Origin of the sequence: Mucilaginibacter sp. PAMB04168 (genome assembly GCF_039634365.2) — a bacterium.
Taxonomy (GTDB): domain Bacteria; phylum Bacteroidota; class Bacteroidia; order Sphingobacteriales; family Sphingobacteriaceae; genus Mucilaginibacter.
In genome coordinates, this window is sequence record NZ_CP155079.2 from 5,117,242 (window position 1) to 5,132,140 (window position 14,899).

General features: G+C 41.1%; 18 protein-coding genes. 10 read left to right on the forward strand and 8 right to left on the reverse strand.

Going from position 1 to position 14,899, the window contains the following annotated elements:
* The first annotated feature begins 35 nt into the window (after positions 1–35).
* Complete coding sequence (locus ABDD94_RS21500) at positions 36–563, forward strand: hypothetical protein (RefSeq protein ID WP_345953949.1); 528 nt, start codon at positions 36–38, stop codon at positions 561–563.
* A 39-nt stretch (positions 564–602) separates the two neighbouring features.
* Here the strand turns inward: ABDD94_RS21500 and ABDD94_RS21505 are convergent, their stop codons facing one another.
* Positions 603–983, reverse strand: a complete 381-nt coding sequence (locus ABDD94_RS21505; RefSeq protein ID WP_345953950.1) for a hypothetical protein — start codon at positions 981–983, stop codon at positions 603–605.
* Between the two features lie 29 nt (positions 984–1,012).
* A complete protein-coding gene (locus ABDD94_RS21510; RefSeq protein ID WP_345953951.1) occupies positions 1,013–1,801 on the reverse strand; it encodes a M48 family metalloprotease in 789 nt (262 codons plus the stop codon).
* A 157-nt stretch (positions 1,802–1,958) separates the two neighbouring features.
* Here ABDD94_RS21510 and ABDD94_RS21515 point away from each other — a divergent pair, with 157 nt between their 5' ends.
* From ABDD94_RS21515 to ABDD94_RS21530, 4 genes are all read left to right on the forward strand, one after another.
* Positions 1,959–2,333: a hypothetical protein gene (locus ABDD94_RS21515; protein ID WP_345953952.1), complete on the forward strand. Its 375-nt coding sequence runs from the start codon at positions 1,959–1,961 to the stop codon at positions 2,331–2,333.
* A gap of 88 nt (positions 2,334–2,421) precedes the next feature.
* Complete coding sequence (locus ABDD94_RS21520) at positions 2,422–2,844, forward strand: hypothetical protein (protein WP_345953953.1); 423 nt, start codon at positions 2,422–2,424, stop codon at positions 2,842–2,844.
* Between the two features lie 64 nt (positions 2,845–2,908).
* Positions 2,909–3,565, forward strand: a complete 657-nt coding sequence (locus ABDD94_RS21525; RefSeq protein WP_345953954.1) for a hypothetical protein — start codon at positions 2,909–2,911, stop codon at positions 3,563–3,565.
* A 30-nt stretch (positions 3,566–3,595) separates the two neighbouring features.
* Positions 3,596–5,509, forward strand: a complete 1,914-nt coding sequence (locus ABDD94_RS21530) for a DUF4153 domain-containing protein (protein WP_345953955.1) — start codon at positions 3,596–3,598, stop codon at positions 5,507–5,509.
* A 10-nt stretch (positions 5,510–5,519) separates the two neighbouring features.
* On the opposite strand, the gene ABDD94_RS21535 is transcribed toward ABDD94_RS21530, so the two are convergent.
* Positions 5,520–6,512 carry a hypothetical protein gene (locus ABDD94_RS21535; RefSeq protein ID WP_345953956.1) on the reverse strand — a complete coding sequence of 331 codons (993 nt, stop codon included), beginning with the start codon at positions 6,510–6,512 and terminating at the stop codon, positions 5,520–5,522.
* A 246-nt stretch (positions 6,513–6,758) separates the two neighbouring features.
* Between ABDD94_RS21535 and ABDD94_RS21540 the strand changes: the two genes are divergently transcribed.
* On the forward strand, positions 6,759–7,223 hold the full coding sequence (locus tag ABDD94_RS21540) for a hypothetical protein (protein ID WP_345953957.1): 465 nt from the start codon (positions 6,759–6,761) through the stop codon (positions 7,221–7,223).
* Positions 7,220–8,023, forward strand: coding sequence for a hypothetical protein (locus ABDD94_RS21545; protein WP_345953958.1), 804 nt, complete (start codon positions 7,220–7,222; stop codon positions 8,021–8,023). The genes ABDD94_RS21540 and ABDD94_RS21545 overlap by 4 nt, the downstream gene beginning before the upstream one ends.
* 18 nt (positions 8,024–8,041) lie before the next feature.
* On the opposite strand, the gene ABDD94_RS21550 is transcribed toward ABDD94_RS21545, so the two are convergent.
* Complete coding sequence (locus ABDD94_RS21550; protein WP_345953959.1) at positions 8,042–9,136, reverse strand: WG repeat-containing protein; 1,095 nt, start codon at positions 9,134–9,136, stop codon at positions 8,042–8,044.
* Between the two features lie 134 nt (positions 9,137–9,270).
* Between ABDD94_RS21550 and ABDD94_RS21555 the strand changes: the two genes are divergently transcribed.
* Positions 9,271–9,828 (forward strand): hypothetical protein, encoded by a 558-nt coding sequence (locus ABDD94_RS21555; protein WP_345953960.1) that lies wholly within the window; start codon positions 9,271–9,273, stop codon positions 9,826–9,828.
* A gap of 49 nt (positions 9,829–9,877) precedes the next feature.
* On the opposite strand, the gene ABDD94_RS21560 is transcribed toward ABDD94_RS21555, so the two are convergent.
* The 4 genes from ABDD94_RS21560 to ABDD94_RS21575 form a co-directional block, all read right to left on the reverse strand.
* A complete protein-coding gene (locus ABDD94_RS21560) occupies positions 9,878–10,429 on the reverse strand; it encodes a hypothetical protein (protein ID WP_345953961.1) in 552 nt (183 codons plus the stop codon).
* A gap of 47 nt (positions 10,430–10,476) precedes the next feature.
* Positions 10,477–11,286 (reverse strand): hypothetical protein, encoded by an 810-nt coding sequence (locus tag ABDD94_RS21565; protein WP_345953962.1) that lies wholly within the window; start codon positions 11,284–11,286, stop codon positions 10,477–10,479.
* A 4-nt stretch (positions 11,287–11,290) separates the two neighbouring features.
* A complete protein-coding gene (locus tag ABDD94_RS21570) occupies positions 11,291–11,659 on the reverse strand; it encodes a lysozyme inhibitor LprI family protein (RefSeq protein ID WP_345953963.1) in 369 nt (122 codons plus the stop codon).
* Positions 11,660–11,724: 65 nt separating this feature from the next.
* Entirely contained in the window at positions 11,725–12,516 is a 792-nt protein-coding gene (locus tag ABDD94_RS21575) for a hypothetical protein (protein WP_345953964.1), read from the reverse strand.
* A gap of 42 nt (positions 12,517–12,558) precedes the next feature.
* On the opposite strand from ABDD94_RS21575, the gene ABDD94_RS21580 reads away from it, so the two are divergent.
* A complete protein-coding gene (locus ABDD94_RS21580) occupies positions 12,559–13,776 on the forward strand; it encodes a hypothetical protein (RefSeq protein ID WP_345953965.1) in 1,218 nt (405 codons plus the stop codon).
* Between the two features lie 34 nt (positions 13,777–13,810).
* Positions 13,811–14,797, forward strand: coding sequence for an SPFH domain-containing protein (locus ABDD94_RS21585; protein ID WP_345953966.1), 987 nt, complete (start codon positions 13,811–13,813; stop codon positions 14,795–14,797).
* Positions 14,798–14,899: the final 102 nt, after the last annotated feature.

The following is a 14,899-nucleotide window of genomic DNA, read 5'->3' on the forward strand; positions in this document are numbered from 1 at the left end:
TACCAAGTTAATAAGCGTTAACTCAAATAAATTTAATGAAGCCATACCCTGTAATACCGAATAAAGTCAAATTTCTTTTTTTCCTTTTTCTGTCGACCTGTGTTCAGGTTTATGCACAGTCCGTAAATAGTGAACAAGATATTGCAGCCATTCGACAGCAATATCAAACCATTAATTCGCTTAAGCTAAATACACAGCGCTTTACCTACGAAAGTTCGGGATGTGTGGACGGCGGTGTGATAACCTACTTTTTAAAAAAAAAGGAAATTGTAAGGATCACAGAATCTGGTTCGATAGGAGATGGAAGCTGGGTAAATGAATACTACTACAGTGCAGGGAAAACCATATTTTGTTTGGAAACCATTGTAGGCGGACCTGCGATTGGAAAGGTGACCAAAACTCAATACCGCTACTACATCAAAAATAGCCGACCTATAAGGGTAATGAAAGGACAAAAAATTATACCGGCTGGTAGTAAGGCTACCGAAATACTCCGTACTGCCAGCAAGATTTATAAAGCCTATACAACTAAAGATTTTGTATCAGCGCTTTGCAATCCGTAAATTGAGACGTTTGTTAAACAAATCAAGGCATATCATAGCCTAAGACTTAAGACCAACCACTTGAAGATTTTTACTAATCAAACTGTTTAAAACAGAATTGAATTCATCAATATCAGCTTCCAAATTGGTTGACTTGTATTGGCTAACATCCCTGTTGATGTGAAGTGTGGCTAACACGTGCAAATTTCTATGCACCTCTATTCTCGCTTTAAAAACGCAGTGTCCTGTCCAACTTCGGTGTAGATAAACCCACTCATCGTCCACATACATCAACCATCGGTCTTCCATATCTTTGGGCCAGAAACCGTGCACTAACGCTTCATATTCCTGATCGGACATTGTTCTGTTAAGCACGGTTTCTGCAATAGTCTCCGGCATAGCGGTAACAGATCCGCCCTGCGGTTTTACGACCTTTGTCATTGCGTAAAATTAGCGCTACCAGAGATACTTTAACCTGCTAAGCCATCCTTTTTAGCCTTCTCTATTACCTTTGCTGCACGTTCCGAGCTGTCTGGGTGTGAACTCAACATTTTTTCAGACTTGCTTCTTTCCGTTCCGGATGATTTTTCCATATCAGCAAACTTTTTAAAAGCGCTGGCTAATGCCGTTACTTTATAATTATGCTGCTTCATAAAGTTATAGGAATAATCGTCGGCTTCACTCTCTTGTTTCCGGCTGTACTTACTATCTAACAAAGCTGTGGCAAAACTGCCCAACTGGCTTTCAGAAAGTGTATTAACCACCCCCGATTGCGAAGCTGCTGCATCCATCATAGCCTCTCTTTTATAGGCACTTTTTACAGCATCTCTGGAATCCTTATTAGCTACATGGCCAATTTCATGTCCAATTATACCTAAAAGTTCCTCATCCGTCATGATGTCCATTAATGATGAAAACACCCGGACACTTCCATCTGCACAGGCAAAAGCATTAATATCTTTTACCTTGTATACCTTAAAATTAAGCTTCATGCCACCTTCATTCTGGTGTTTGGCAAATAACTTCTTTAACCTTACCGTATAAGGATCATTTTCTGCAGCCACAGGGTTGTGTGTATCCATATAAGCCACTGCTTCTCCAGCCAGCTTAGCTGCATCAGCATCAGAAAAAGTTACTGCTTTTACACCTTTGCCAATGGCACCTAAGCCCTTAGCATTAAGTTTGATTTGCGCAGAAGCAATTGGCGCGGTCGATATCAGAAGTCCAGTAACGGCTAAATGAATGAAAGATTTTTTCATGGTTGAATGCTTGGATTAATTGTGGTTCCATCTCCAACAAAAGCCCTACACAAATGTTTTGAATGTAAGCGTTTCTGGTTTGGGGAGATAGGCCGCCTTGAAAATTCGAGTACGAGTTAACCGATATAAACGAGCAAACACAACCAATCAAAAGCCCATGATGCGCTTGATACTTTATGCAGTGACAGCTTCATTGTTTTTTGCTTCATGCAGGCAAACAAGTAGCCCTGTAAATATTAAAACGGCACCTCCTGTTAACAAGATTGACACTAACTTAAAATGGGTGGATTACCACATTGGCGAACCGCCGCCCGAAGGTTATTATACTGCTTTTGATAGTGTTATTAAAAAGTGGAACATTCATTATCAGCGCATTGAAGGCGGTTGCGAGGAGCGACCTGATGAAAGAAGAAGGTTTGAAAAAGATAATCCAAAATACTTTGCACTATTAAAGATCAGGTTTGGTGAGAACTGGCTTGACCGTTTCCATGCAGACGTAAAGGCTTTGGACAATAAGCTGCATACTAAATAGTAAGCTAAAAGAACAGTATTTTAACATAACTTAAACCAAAACAGCATGCCTGTTATTTGTATTCATTAAGATATTGCAGTTACTTCTCATGAAATTTATTTTTTTCGTCTCAGCGCTGTTCCTGTTAACCACAACGGCGTTCTCACAGCTCAAGCCTATGAGAACCGGCGCCCATTCTTTTACTATCCAATGGATCAGTTTTAATAAGGTGAAGCCGGGTACGGTTACCATTAAACCGAGCAATAACGGCACATACAGCATTGAAGGTGAGCAAAGAGACAAAAACCATAATGAGTATGTAACCATAAAAGGCACCATTGAACCAATTGGTCGAAATTTATACTTCAATGGTAAGATAGTTAGTCGTATTACATCCATTAACAACGGCCAACCTTGCGAATTAAACGGACAGGCCGTTTTTCGGGCATCGGGCCAAAGGAAGTATTGGCGCTTACAGCAAATGCTGAACTGCGATAGCGAAACTACCGATTACATAGACATATTTTTTTAGTAAAACGCCCAATAGCGTAGTGGCTACACTTGCTTCATACTGACGCTAAATAAAATTCCGTACTATGATGACATACCGCCGTTTAAGCACATCCTGCCGTATAATATTTTGCTTATTTACCGCTGTATTATTGCAGGCCTGCAAGCAACCCCGAAAAACGCATGCAACCCAACAAGATACCGTTACAACACCAGTTAAAGCACCAGTGCTTGTACCAACGCACGAGGCGGCTACAGATACTGTAGATGATTGTCCGCGAGGAGCTGCAGAGCCGGTGATTAAAAAAGATATTTTTCCTGCCGCAACATTTACCATGCAAGCCGATCATAGAACAGGTATCGAAACATTGACCTTTGACGATGGCGATAAGCTTATGATTAAGCAGTCGGGGTGCGAATATTACAGACTCGATTTTAGGTTTGAGACATCCCGGTTTGAAGCCGACACAACTAATGTAACCTATTGGAGCAACACGGGGCTTTCGCTGATGCGCAGGGCAATTAAAGGCTTGGATACGCCATTAGAAATCGGCAAGGCCCTAAACAATCTTTCGGCCCGTTTGGAGAAAGACAAGTCCGGTTCGGGTACTAACCTTACCCTGGGAGAAGAAATTGATTTCGGTGGCTCCGATCCAAGGCAATATTTAACTATCGACCGCATAACCCGGCTGGCAAACCAGCGTTATGCCATCGAGCTTAGCCTAAGCTATGGTCCTATTTAGCATCTGCTTAATAAATTTTTAATTTAATCTATGGCCTTCAAGTTACCGTCAATTAACCGCTTATTCAATTATGTGGTAAGTACCATAAAGCGGTTTCCGTTCGAATTTTTATTTGCACTGGCCGGAACCTGGTCAGCTGTATCACTTTCCTCCAGCTATCTTTACGGGTACGTTGCCGACCAATGGTACGCGCGTACACTTATGATGGCCGCTATTGGTATGCCACTCAGTTTGGCTGTCTCCCTTTATGAAATTCATAAAGGATGGCCTGATAGCAGGCTGCGTTCGCTTCGATACATAGCAGCAGGAGCAGCGGTGGCGTTTCTGTTTATTTTCAAGCCCGATGTATATCCACAGCATTACATACATTTGGCGTTATTATTTATTGCTATGCATTTGCTGGTATCATTTGCCGCATTTACAGGTAAAGGTAATACACTCGCGTTTTGGCACTTCAATAAAACCATATTTATTCGGTTACTAACCGGGTTACTATATAGTTTGGTATTAGGGGCAGGCTTAAGTGCCGCGTTTGGCGTAGTTGATAACATATTCGGCGTAAATTTAAATTGGAACTACTTACGGTACATCTGGATCCTGATTTTCGGCCTTTTTAATACTTTGTTCTTTTTGGCCGGGATACCCGAACAAATGCAAAATGCAGATGCCGTAGGCAACTACCCGAAAGGGCTAAAGTTTTTCAGTCAATATATTTTAATCCCCTTAGCCTCTATTTACCTGGCCATACTACTGGCTTACGAGGTTAAAATTTTGGTAGAATGGACCTTGCCCAAAGGCTTGGTTTCGGCCCTTATTTTAGGTTACGCAGGGTTAGGCTTACTGGCAATGTTGCTGGTTTATCCGCTTCGCGACCAGGAAGGCAACGGCTGGATCAGGGTTTACAGCCGGTATTTTTATATGTTTTTGCTGCCGCTTGTGGTACTTTTGATATTAGCTGTTACCAAACGGATTGACAGTTATGGCATAACGCAATACCGTTATTTTTTAATAGTACTGGCAGCCTGGTTATTGTTTTTAATCGGCTACTTCCTCTTTTACAAAAAGGCTACTATTAAAGCTATACCCATTTCATTGTTCCTGATCATTATGCTGATCATCTACGGACCGCAAAGCGCTACCACCGTGAGTCTCAATTCGCAAAGAGCAATTTTATTAAACCTGTTTGCCCGCGAAAAGTTAGTTAAACAGGGCAAGCTGATGCCTGTAGACGAGCGGAAGGTGAAGCCATACACGGCCGTACGTATGGCCAGCACACTCGACTATATTTTAAAGCGCTATGATTTTCAAGCATTGCAGCCATTACTGGGTATAAATTTAGAGCAACAAGAAAACACACTCAGAAAAAGCTGGCAGAACAACACAAACATCGTATTTGACGAAGACAGTTTTAAAATATACCGCACGAACTGGGTACAAAGCTATTTAAAACTGGGTGGGTATGAATACCGCCAGCAATACAGTGAAGAGCAACTGGAGAACGAGTTGAATACCAACTACTATATTCACACAAAAGAAGCGTTGTTAAATTTGAAGGGTTATGACTACATGTTGGTTAAAGAAACCTATGCTGATACCGTAAGCATTGATACCGTATCTGGCTATTTAATAAGGCAGGGTGATAGCTTTGAATATGATAGCATGATTTTGAATATTGGTAAAAATAAATTCAACTTCCTGGTAACAGACCTGGCTAAACAGATAATGAAGCAAACCGAAAACTTAAAGCCGTACGAAGATCAAAACACGCCGCAAGGGTTGGATAAAAGGTATCTACTGCCACAAAAAATGCTCCGGCTTTCTCAAACAAAATCGGGTATAACCGTAATGGCACAAGTGCAGGAAATGAGTTTCGATTATACCAAAAAATATGGCGTTAGGGTTAACTCTGTTCGTGCCTATTACTTTATAAAATTTAATAAGTAAGTACAACTAATCAGATCGTCATAATGACGTTCAACTCTTGAATAAAGCGCTCAATATCGGCACTTTTTTTAAGGGAGATGACCGTTAACAAAACCTGCTTTCCATTTTTACCGGGCACATCAAAGTACATATTAATGTCGGTGCCCGCGTACACAAAATTAATGGACCTGCGCAGGGTTTGAATGCCGGCGAATGCACTAAATTGGTACCTGCGATTGAGAAATTTGGCAACACCGGTTCGTTCAATGGTTTGCGTAGCCTGGTTAAAAGTTAACGTAGTATAGGCGGCGTTGAAAAAAATAAGGGCCAGGAAAAGAGTGGCTGCAACAATGAAGATTTTAGCTACTATACCATTGGTTTCTATGGTCAACAATGAGAGGCCAATCACCAAAAAGAGCAAGCCAAAAAATATCGCCCCACCCTTCTTACTTTTAATCGTATACAGGTTTCCATTCTGATTGAAAAAACGGAAGGATGTAATAGGTTCTGCAACATAATCGGCTGGCGAATCGTGCAAGTCAAGATAGCCATGTATTATGGGTACTGCTTCTTCCACAAAAGCAACAGCATTAGCATCGTCATTTTTAGTGTAACCAGATGAAACCACAATACCGCTTCCATATTTGGCATCTTTTTTAAACAGCCGGTAGTTATAGCTTCCGGCCATATTGCTCACTGCGTTAATTCCCTGGAGCTTGCTGAATGGTACATTAGCCACAGGGATGAAGCCCATTAGCAATTTACGCATCTTTCCCCTGCTATTATCGAATTCAATTTGCGTAGCTCCATACCCCCAAAACATTACAACCATTAGCAACAGTAACAGCACAAACGGAAGCGACTCAGCAATAGTGGTATTTTGATAGTTAATATAAATTAACAACAGTCCGGTAAACAAAACGGCAATAATTGCGGTAAAAATATAGAATACGCCATAGGGGTAAATAGTGACCTTATCTTGTTCGATTTTCCACCGCGTTTTGGAAAGGCTTTTTAATGACATTGTGCTTAAGTTGAGTTACAGCAATCAACAGTCCACTTAATTTGTGGTTTGGCATTATTGTAAAAACTTATTTGTGGTTAATTGTTCTAACAACGCAACTACTTACAGCCACCTAATCTTTACATGTTACGAGTTTGTTACCTCTTATTGTTGCTTCTTGTGTTTCAGCAAAGTTCAGCTCAAACTTCTGAGTTACCTGTCGCGGTTCCTTCCAACCTCAAAAAATTTGTTTTAGCAGGTTACGATGTGCTTGATATTACGAAAGGTGACTTGAATCGTGACACCTATCCGGATGCCATAATGATACTCTGTAAAAAGGATGAAAGAGAAACCTCCGATGTAATAAATCATCCTGAAAAGCGGCCTTTGTTAGTTTTACTTGGCGAGGCTAACAAAACCTATAAATTAGCCGCCCGTAGCAATAATGCAGTATATTGTGTTGACTGCGGAGGGCAAATGGGCGATCCTTTTACCGGGGTAACTATTAAAAACGGCTATTTTTCTGTAGAGCATTATGGCGGCAGCGGCTGGAGATGGACACGCATAATTACTTTCAAATACGCTACTGCAGAAAAGAACTGGTTCTTATACAAAGATGGTGGAGAACGCTTTCATGCTACATCGCGTGAGGAAGTAAAGACCCCTGTTAAAACAGTTAAAGACTTTGGCAAAGTACCATTTATTAAATTTGACATATACAAAGAGAAATGAAAAATGTAAGCTTTCGTTTATGCTGTGCTTTAGGGTTGGTATGGGCTATTTCGCTATTTACTTATAACGCAGTTAGCGCACAACCGGCCGGTACCAGTAATTTTTTAAAGGAAATTAAAAACTATAACCTGGCAACCCTATGGCATGCCGACCGCCTTAGGTTAATCAGCCTTAAAGAAACCGAAGCATTTCCGGAGCCGTTGGGTATACTGGGAAAAAATTACCAGCGGTTTTATATTCACTATACTTCAGTTATAAAAAACGTGGCCAACCCGTACCAGTATAATGTACAGGGCAAAACCAGGGTTGGCAACCAGGTACGTGCCTTTACCGGAACGATTACAGTAACACAAGCAGGAATATTTAAGCCCGGCAAAAATAATCCGTATGCCCCCGACGCTTACAAAGGTTACAAACGAGGGAAACTATTATGCCGAGTTGTTCTTAACGAAGCCGGTTCAACCCCGGCAACCGGAAATATAAATGGAGAGCTGACAACAGACTTTTGCATTAACGCACAAAACCAGTTGTTGTATGATACCCTTGATTTTGGTATAGATGGTTACAGCAACAACCAGTTTACAGGTACCTGGACAGCGCATGGTAGCAAAGCAGCGCAGACACTTCAATTTGGGGATATAAGTATCCCTAATGATAAGTTTGCAGATGTTTATGGTATCACGGTTCCTCACGAATATGAGAAGTATGGCTGGCAAAGCTTTGTGGCCGCCATACCTGATGATTTACGCCCAGCCAGTAAAGCGGCTATAGCAGAAGAAAAGCGACATTGGTGGAAATAATTCAGACCAGCTCAAGCTTTACAAGCTGTTATAACCAGGATTTAATGCCAGGGCTATAAGCTTATACCCATTGCCTGTCTTGAGAAACGAAAAGTGTTCCTGGTAACTAAGCTGATGGTTACCATCATAATGGCTCGTTATCACATCAAATGATGGATACCTGGCAATATTAGGTTCTCCACAATCTGTATAAAAGGGTTTGAATTGCTTACTATAAGTAAACGCATTAAGCTCTTCCTTTATGATCGTCACTTCTACCTGCCCTTGTTTAACAGCAGCCATCTTTTTTTGCAGTAATGCACCATATTCTCTTATAAAAGCAGCTTTGCTGTAAGTTTTTCTAAGCGTTTGCTTCCATACTCGTTCTACAATAATTTCATCAAAGCAGTTAAGCAATAAAGCTTTGCTTTTTAAATTGATGAGAAACTGGTTGTAAAGCCAATTAGTAAATTCCTTTTGGTAGTTAATAAAGGTATAATACTTTCCTTTTTTAGTCTTGAACGATGTGTATAACGTTGTATCTGCAACACTGTCAACAATTTTGCAAGAAAACCAGTTTAAGTTTTCTATAGCTGTTATATCAACACTATCAGCTATAATCTCCCCCCGGTTATTTATTAATGCAGTTATACCATTCCAGCTCCAATGTTCACACAAGTCGGCTTTGTAGGGCGTACCATCTGCACAAATGCGTTTACCGTTATGGATCACTAATGACAGTCCATTATAAAAGGGGCGTGCATCATTGTAAACAGCCGGAATAACAACTTTGCCATTGTTATCCAAAAAGCCAACCCGGTCTGTAACCCGGTCACGAAATCTGATTTTACCCTCCTGCTCACAGTCGTAAGTCATATCCCATGCATACAAACTGTCTTTCGCAACTTTTTGCCCGTTTTTTAAAAGGTAATAAGATTTGTTAGTTCTTCCTTCTGTAACAGCAATTATATTTTTAAAGGTGGGGGTCGGCGTTATGCCGGTAAAACGTGCTGAAATTTTTATTTTTCCTTGGGCATCTTTATAACCGTAGGTGTCTTTTTCTGCGTCGTAATAGCGATACCAGTTTTCAGCCTTTTGTGCTTTGGCTAACATCATGATTCCTGATACCATCATTAAATAAAAAAAGACAAATACACTACGCATACACCAATATTAGCTGACAAGTGAATGTAACCAACAATCCTTATAAAACCTAACATACAGCACCCTGTTTATAATGAATAAGAAATCTGATTGCCAAAACTACAATGGTAAGAAATTGCAAACTCAACATATGTATTCAATGGTTAATAACATGGGTTGTTATAGGCTGCGGTCAATCTAATGAATCGGGTGCCAAGATGCGGCGCCAGCCGCTTAGAGACGTAGACAAATCAACGTTAATTACCATGATAGAACACCTGCACCGCAGCTTAGATGTGAAGGACTATGCGGTAGATAAAGGCATTAATGCGCTTAAGCCATACCTGTCAAAATATAAAGTATGCATACCCGGTTTCTCTGCAATGGTGCCGTACAACAACAGCTATTTGTATATCTATTGTATTTACGACAGCAAAGAAACGCCGCCGCGAATATTATCTTTCCGGTTCGATATTCCTAACAGGCTGACCAAACAGCTAACCCTAAATGACATCAGGAAGCCGTTCAAAACATGGCAACTGGAAACCACCCGGCACAATTCTGATAGCACAACAACCAATGCCTACCACGCAGGCACCAATAACGTAAGCATCAATTTAACACAACGTAGGCTTCCAAACCAAGAAGACAGTATAGTTACCGAAGTAGTGGTGTACCGCTAATGTGAGTAAACGCGTGTATACGCACTCCTGGCTTGCCAAAAGATTACGCTTATGTAAAAAACTCCGGATAGGTGATTGGTGACACGCAACTGCTGCTTTGTTCTATGGTGGTGTCTTTAAAAGGCAGCCACATTAACTGCTCAAATATTTCTTCAATCTTTAAACAAGCTTCAAAATCAGCTTCCGAAACTTCATAAAAATTGTTGTCGGCCGTGCCCGAGACAGAAAAGTTTAGGGCTGTACTGTTAATGGTTAAATATACCTTTTGCCCTGCAACATTGACAAAGCCCGGTTGCTCCATATCCGGAAATGGGTAAACAGGTATCTTAAATTTTGCAAATTCAGTACCTGTATATGCTTGCCCGGGAACGGGCTGCGGATCGTCCGGACCGATAACACCCGGCACTATTCCAAGTTTCAAGAGTTTATCTTCCAAATTAACCCGGTCTGTGTAAAAAATGCTGGCCTGAAAAGAATCATCATCATTGGCATGTCCGCCCCGTGCTCTAACAAAGTAAAAGTACTGTAATTGACGTGCCCAGCCTGCAACGGTTTCCTTGCTGTGCTGCCTGAACATGTAAGAATCCGGACGTTTTTCCATGGCCTTAAAACGATGATTGGTTAAGTTACAATTCATTTTCCTCAATACTACCCAAATAGCCCAAACAGTAGCACAACAAGCATAAACAAGCAAAAAAGCGTTAGTATAATAACCAATAAGCGTTTTAAAACGATTTTAAATGGCCGCTTAGTAATTGAAGTATTAGCCGGTGACGCCGGGAAATATTTGTCTTTAATTAACTCGAATACGAAAAACAGGGGTAAGACTATCATGAGCCAGTAATAACGATGAAACCAATCTTTAACATATGCCCAACGGGCTGCCCAGCGCTCCTGCTCATGAACACTTATATGGGTAACGTAATCGCTTCCCAAAAATGACCGTCCGGTTTTTACGCGTAATGCTTGATATGGCCTCAGCAAAAAGTAGCTCGTCCGTGTTCCTTTAAAAGTTACTAATTGGTTTGGATAAGCTAACGCTACTTCCGTTTGAATAAAGCCAAGCTTTGGGGAAAATATGCGCCGAACAGTTTTAACAGGCAACACCTGTTCTTTTTCAGGCTTTACAGCGGCGCTAATCAGCAAGTCTAACTTCAGTGTAGTAAAATATGCTGAGCCCAGATACAGCCCTAAAATGATCAACGAAAAAACAACATCAGTGTACCGGCCGGTAAATAACGAGCTACGCGTTAGATAGCTAGTGCAGGCAGCTAATGGCAGCGCTACTGCCCCTGCCCACCAAAAAGCAATGCTATAATCCTTATCCGTATAAAGGTCAATAAAGAGATCAATGGTAAGGTGTATAATTGCAAAAAAGATCCAATAGGCCAACAGTATATAACCGGCAAATCCAACCGATTGCCCGCTACTCTCCTTACGCTTAGCCTTTGTTACCAATTTCCTACTTGCTTTTGACAGAACCGGCACATACATCACCTTCAGGAATACCGGTTAGCCACATCCGTAAAAATTTAGTCCTTTCCTTGGTTAAGGTTTCCAGATAGATAGATTCGCACATTGGTGCAACTGAGCCGTAACTGCCTCTTTCGGGATACTTAGCTGCTAACTCTGCATCACGAAGCTGTATCCACAAGCGTTGCGCAACTTTAAGCTTTTTTATAAATTGTGGCTGGGCAGCATATTCCTTCAAAATTTTCCGGTAAACGGCATTAAGTTCCTTATCTGCTTTTTCATAGGCGCTACCAGCATTCATGTTCATGGCCGTTTGTGATTGCGCCCATGCACCATAACTGGTAAAGACAATCATCATGCTGGTTAAAATACCAGCAATTGTATTTTTGTTGCATTGCATATTGAGTTGCTTTAAATAAATCCTTATTTCCACCACTGACGCTTCTCTTCGGCCCTTGCTTTGATGGCTGCTGCTTTGCCGCTGCCTGCATCAAGCGAAAGCATATAATTTTGCCAGCCGTTTTTTACATATTTTTCATTTGCCATAAATTCGCTTATGCTAAAGTCCAGGTCGCCAGCTTCCGGTATCTTGAAATCGCCCCAGTTGCAAACCTTACTTACACCGCCTTTGTATGATGTCCAGCGGGCCACACACTCATTGTTGCTAAAACCATCTGCAGGGATCAACGTATCGTAGGCAAACTGTCCGCGCTCATTAATGTACCAGTTGGTGGTTAGTTTGCCTTTAATAGCGCCGCTGCCTGGCTGTTTGGGATCTTCTTTCAGGTCAACCTGGCAAACCAGATATCCATATTTATATTTAGGATATTCCTCGTTGGGTTCCAGGTACCTTTTAGCCTCCTTAACCGTGATGGTACCGGTAAAGCTGCAAATGTTATTCTTAACCCTGGTTTTCCCTTTTACACGGTATAGATACGAGTTCGACGGATCTTTGATGACCGATGTATAATGGATATAAAAACGTTGGTAATTTGAACCTATAAACCCTAAAGGCTCCGGAAAATCATCCCACGGATTTGGTGCACCTACAAAGTATATCTTTGGCGCATGCCATAGCGAAGCTAGATTAGCTTTACCAGCCAGGGCATAGTAGTCAGCAACCTTGCCTTGAGCTATACATACACCTGTTTTAATAAAGAAGCATATCAGCGTTAGTGTTAGCCTGCATGTAGATGTTTTTATGGCCGATTTCATACAGCCCAAACAGAAAACGTATACTAAATGTTTAGCTACCAAATGGCTCGAGATATTAAAGCGATACAATGCCCTAAATGCGGCAGCATATTTAAGCAAGAGATTAAGCCCGAATTTTACCGATGTCAGAATTGCCAAACGGAGTACTTTTTAGATAGTGATGATACGCATGTTTATCATCATCACGAACGTGCGAAGCCGGTGCAAAGTTCTGCCCCGCCGGTTAACCCTAAATTGCCGGTTTATGTACTTATTGGTGCCGTTGCTTTTATAGCCATAGTGTACATAACCACAATGTTGCTACAGCCAAAAAAAAGTGCTACTAACAGCTATATTACTTATAAACCCAGGCGTTCCTATCAAAGTAGTTTTGTTTATACAAACACTGCTACCGGCGACCCCGTGTATTTACGTATGGGCGTAGATTATATTGATAAAGGGAACGGCAAATCAGAACAGGAACTGCATGCACAGTTCAATAATGCCATGGACGGTAAACTGATTGCGGATCGCTTAATGACCGATGAGAGCATGCGCAATAACCGATGCTCGCTCACCTTTAAAATTTACTCCCCTGATATGGTTTACGCTATTGGCTGCAATAGTGTGTTATTACAGTTGGATACCAGGAATAATCGCCTTACTGACGTTACGCAAAGCACCTTTAAAGACTACCCCAAATTAAGTTCTGGGGTGGCTAAATTAGACTTTGATTACAGTAAGCCGATGATTAATGTAATGAACAATGAAGGCGAAACATTTTATTATTTCCCTGCCGTTAAAAAATTAGTAGACACCCAAACAGAGGCCGATAAGATTTGGAAACAAATTTATAATGCCAGGCGCTATTTTGAATTCGGTTACATGGGAGATTACTTCGATGATAATAAAGTTAATCAGTTATTAGAGGTTAAATACATTAAAGGGGCGGATCAAAACTTGAAACGTGATCTTACACCCGGGCGGAAATACTTCGGTCCTGCTATTATTTACCAGGACGAAAACAACCTGATGATTGTGGTCAATACAACGGCGGCCCCCGATCCGCCAATGAGCATTCAAAAAATTGATACGGAAACCGGAAAAATATTATGGGCCTTGCCTCCCGATAAGTTTTATTTATCACAAGTAGTAAAATGCAAGCAAGGGTATGCCATAGAGTACCGCAAGGATGAGGAAGCAGATTATGTACATGGTGTAATGGTGGTATCTGATTCGGGGAAACTGATTCACAATTATCAATTAAGCCGCACTGAATAAATAACCGTAACCAATAATTTAGCTAAATTACGATATGGGTCTTATTAACTTTTTTAAAGAGCAGTTTGCAGCAGTAATTGAATGGAAAGATCAATCGCAAGATGTTTTATTCTTTAAGTATCCGTTTAAAAGCGATGAGATAAAAGATGCCAGTAAACTTATTATAGGGCCAGGGCAAGGTTGCTTGCTGGTGTACGAGGGAAAGGTTACCGGTGTAATGGAACAAGAAGGTATTTACGAATTGCAAACTGATAACGATCCGTTTATTACCACTCTTTTTAAACTGATGCAGGGGTTTGAAAGCGAGCACAAACTCAAAATTTATTTTTTCCGCAAAGCAGAAGTGACTAATCAAGGCTGGGGCACATCCAACCGGGTAAAGTATGAAGAGCCGGTTTACCGCTTTCCCGTAAGTTTAGGAGCTTACGGCAATTATTCTTTTAAATTAACAGATGCCAAGCTATTTTTAACAGAGATCGCTGGCCTTTCAGATCTATTCACTGTTGCACAAAGCCAGATGCTGATCCAGTCGCGGATTGAACAGCAGCTAACCGTTACACTCGCTACATCTGCGTATTCTATTTTGCAGATAGACAGTAAGCTTGATGCACTGGCCGAAGAATTAAAAACCAGGTTAAACAATAATTTCTCATCACTGGGTTTTGAGCTCACTAACTTTAAGGTGCAGGGCGCATCGTTTGATCAGCAAACACAGCAGCAGATAAACCAAATTGCCAATGCCCGGGCAGGAATTTTAGCTGCAGAACAAGCCGGACTCAGTTATACCGAAATGGAGAAATTGCAGGCTTTGCGGGATGCAGCACGTAACGAAAATGGCGTTGCTGGCGCAGGTTTACTAATTAACCTGGGCGATACCGTGGGTAATCGCACTGATAAACCTAATAATAAGCAAACCGATGCCGTTACTCAATTGGAAAAATTGAAAGCACTGTTTGATAAGGGCATCATAACTCAAGACGAATTTGATGCCAAGAAGAAACAATGGCTGGACAAATTGTAACACCTATAAAGACTCCGGATATTTATTGAGCTGGACTATTTTCAAAAATTTCTTTGAACAATGAGCACTTTAATTACCAACTTATACTGTAAAATATTAACC

What these genes read in the sequence shown, in the direction of transcription:
- ABDD94_RS21545 (WP_345953958.1), top strand. Translation starts at nt 7,220, where the DNA reads ATGAAAAATGTAAGCTTTCGTTTATGCTGTGCTTTAGGGTTGGTATGG.
- ABDD94_RS21525 (WP_345953954.1), top strand. Translation starts at nt 2,909, where the DNA reads ATGATGACATACCGCCGTTTAAGCACATCCTGCCGTATAATATTTTGC.
- ABDD94_RS21505 (WP_345953950.1), bottom strand. Translation starts at nt 983, where the DNA reads ATGACAAAGGTCGTAAAACCGCAGGGCGGATCTGTTACCGCTATGCCG.
- ABDD94_RS21555 (WP_345953960.1), top strand. Translation starts at nt 9,271, where the DNA reads ATGGTAAGAAATTGCAAACTCAACATATGTATTCAATGGTTAATAACA.
- ABDD94_RS21585 (WP_345953966.1), top strand. Translation starts at nt 13,811, where the DNA reads ATGGGTCTTATTAACTTTTTTAAAGAGCAGTTTGCAGCAGTAATTGAA.
- ABDD94_RS21535 (WP_345953956.1), bottom strand. Translation starts at nt 6,512, where the DNA reads ATGTCATTAAAAAGCCTTTCCAAAACGCGGTGGAAAATCGAACAAGAT.
- ABDD94_RS21530 (WP_345953955.1), top strand. Translation starts at nt 3,596, where the DNA reads ATGGCCTTCAAGTTACCGTCAATTAACCGCTTATTCAATTATGTGGTA.
- ABDD94_RS21560 (WP_345953961.1), bottom strand. Translation starts at nt 10,429, where the DNA reads ATGGAAAAACGTCCGGATTCTTACATGTTCAGGCAGCACAGCAAGGAA.
- ABDD94_RS21510 (WP_345953951.1), bottom strand. Translation starts at nt 1,801, where the DNA reads ATGAAAAAATCTTTCATTCATTTAGCCGTTACTGGACTTCTGATATCG.
- ABDD94_RS21550 (WP_345953959.1), bottom strand. Translation starts at nt 9,136, where the DNA reads ATGATGGTATCAGGAATCATGATGTTAGCCAAAGCACAAAAGGCTGAA.
- ABDD94_RS21570 (WP_345953963.1), bottom strand. Translation starts at nt 11,659, where the DNA reads ATGATGATTGTCTTTACCAGTTATGGTGCATGGGCGCAATCACAAACG.
- ABDD94_RS21580 (WP_345953965.1), top strand. Translation starts at nt 12,559, where the DNA reads ATGGCTCGAGATATTAAAGCGATACAATGCCCTAAATGCGGCAGCATA.
- ABDD94_RS21520 (WP_345953953.1), top strand. Translation starts at nt 2,422, where the DNA reads ATGAAATTTATTTTTTTCGTCTCAGCGCTGTTCCTGTTAACCACAACG.
- ABDD94_RS21575 (WP_345953964.1), bottom strand. Translation starts at nt 12,516, where the DNA reads ATGAAATCGGCCATAAAAACATCTACATGCAGGCTAACACTAACGCTG.
- ABDD94_RS21500 (WP_345953949.1), top strand. Translation starts at nt 36, where the DNA reads ATGAAGCCATACCCTGTAATACCGAATAAAGTCAAATTTCTTTTTTTC.
- ABDD94_RS21515 (WP_345953952.1), top strand. Translation starts at nt 1,959, where the DNA reads ATGATGCGCTTGATACTTTATGCAGTGACAGCTTCATTGTTTTTTGCT.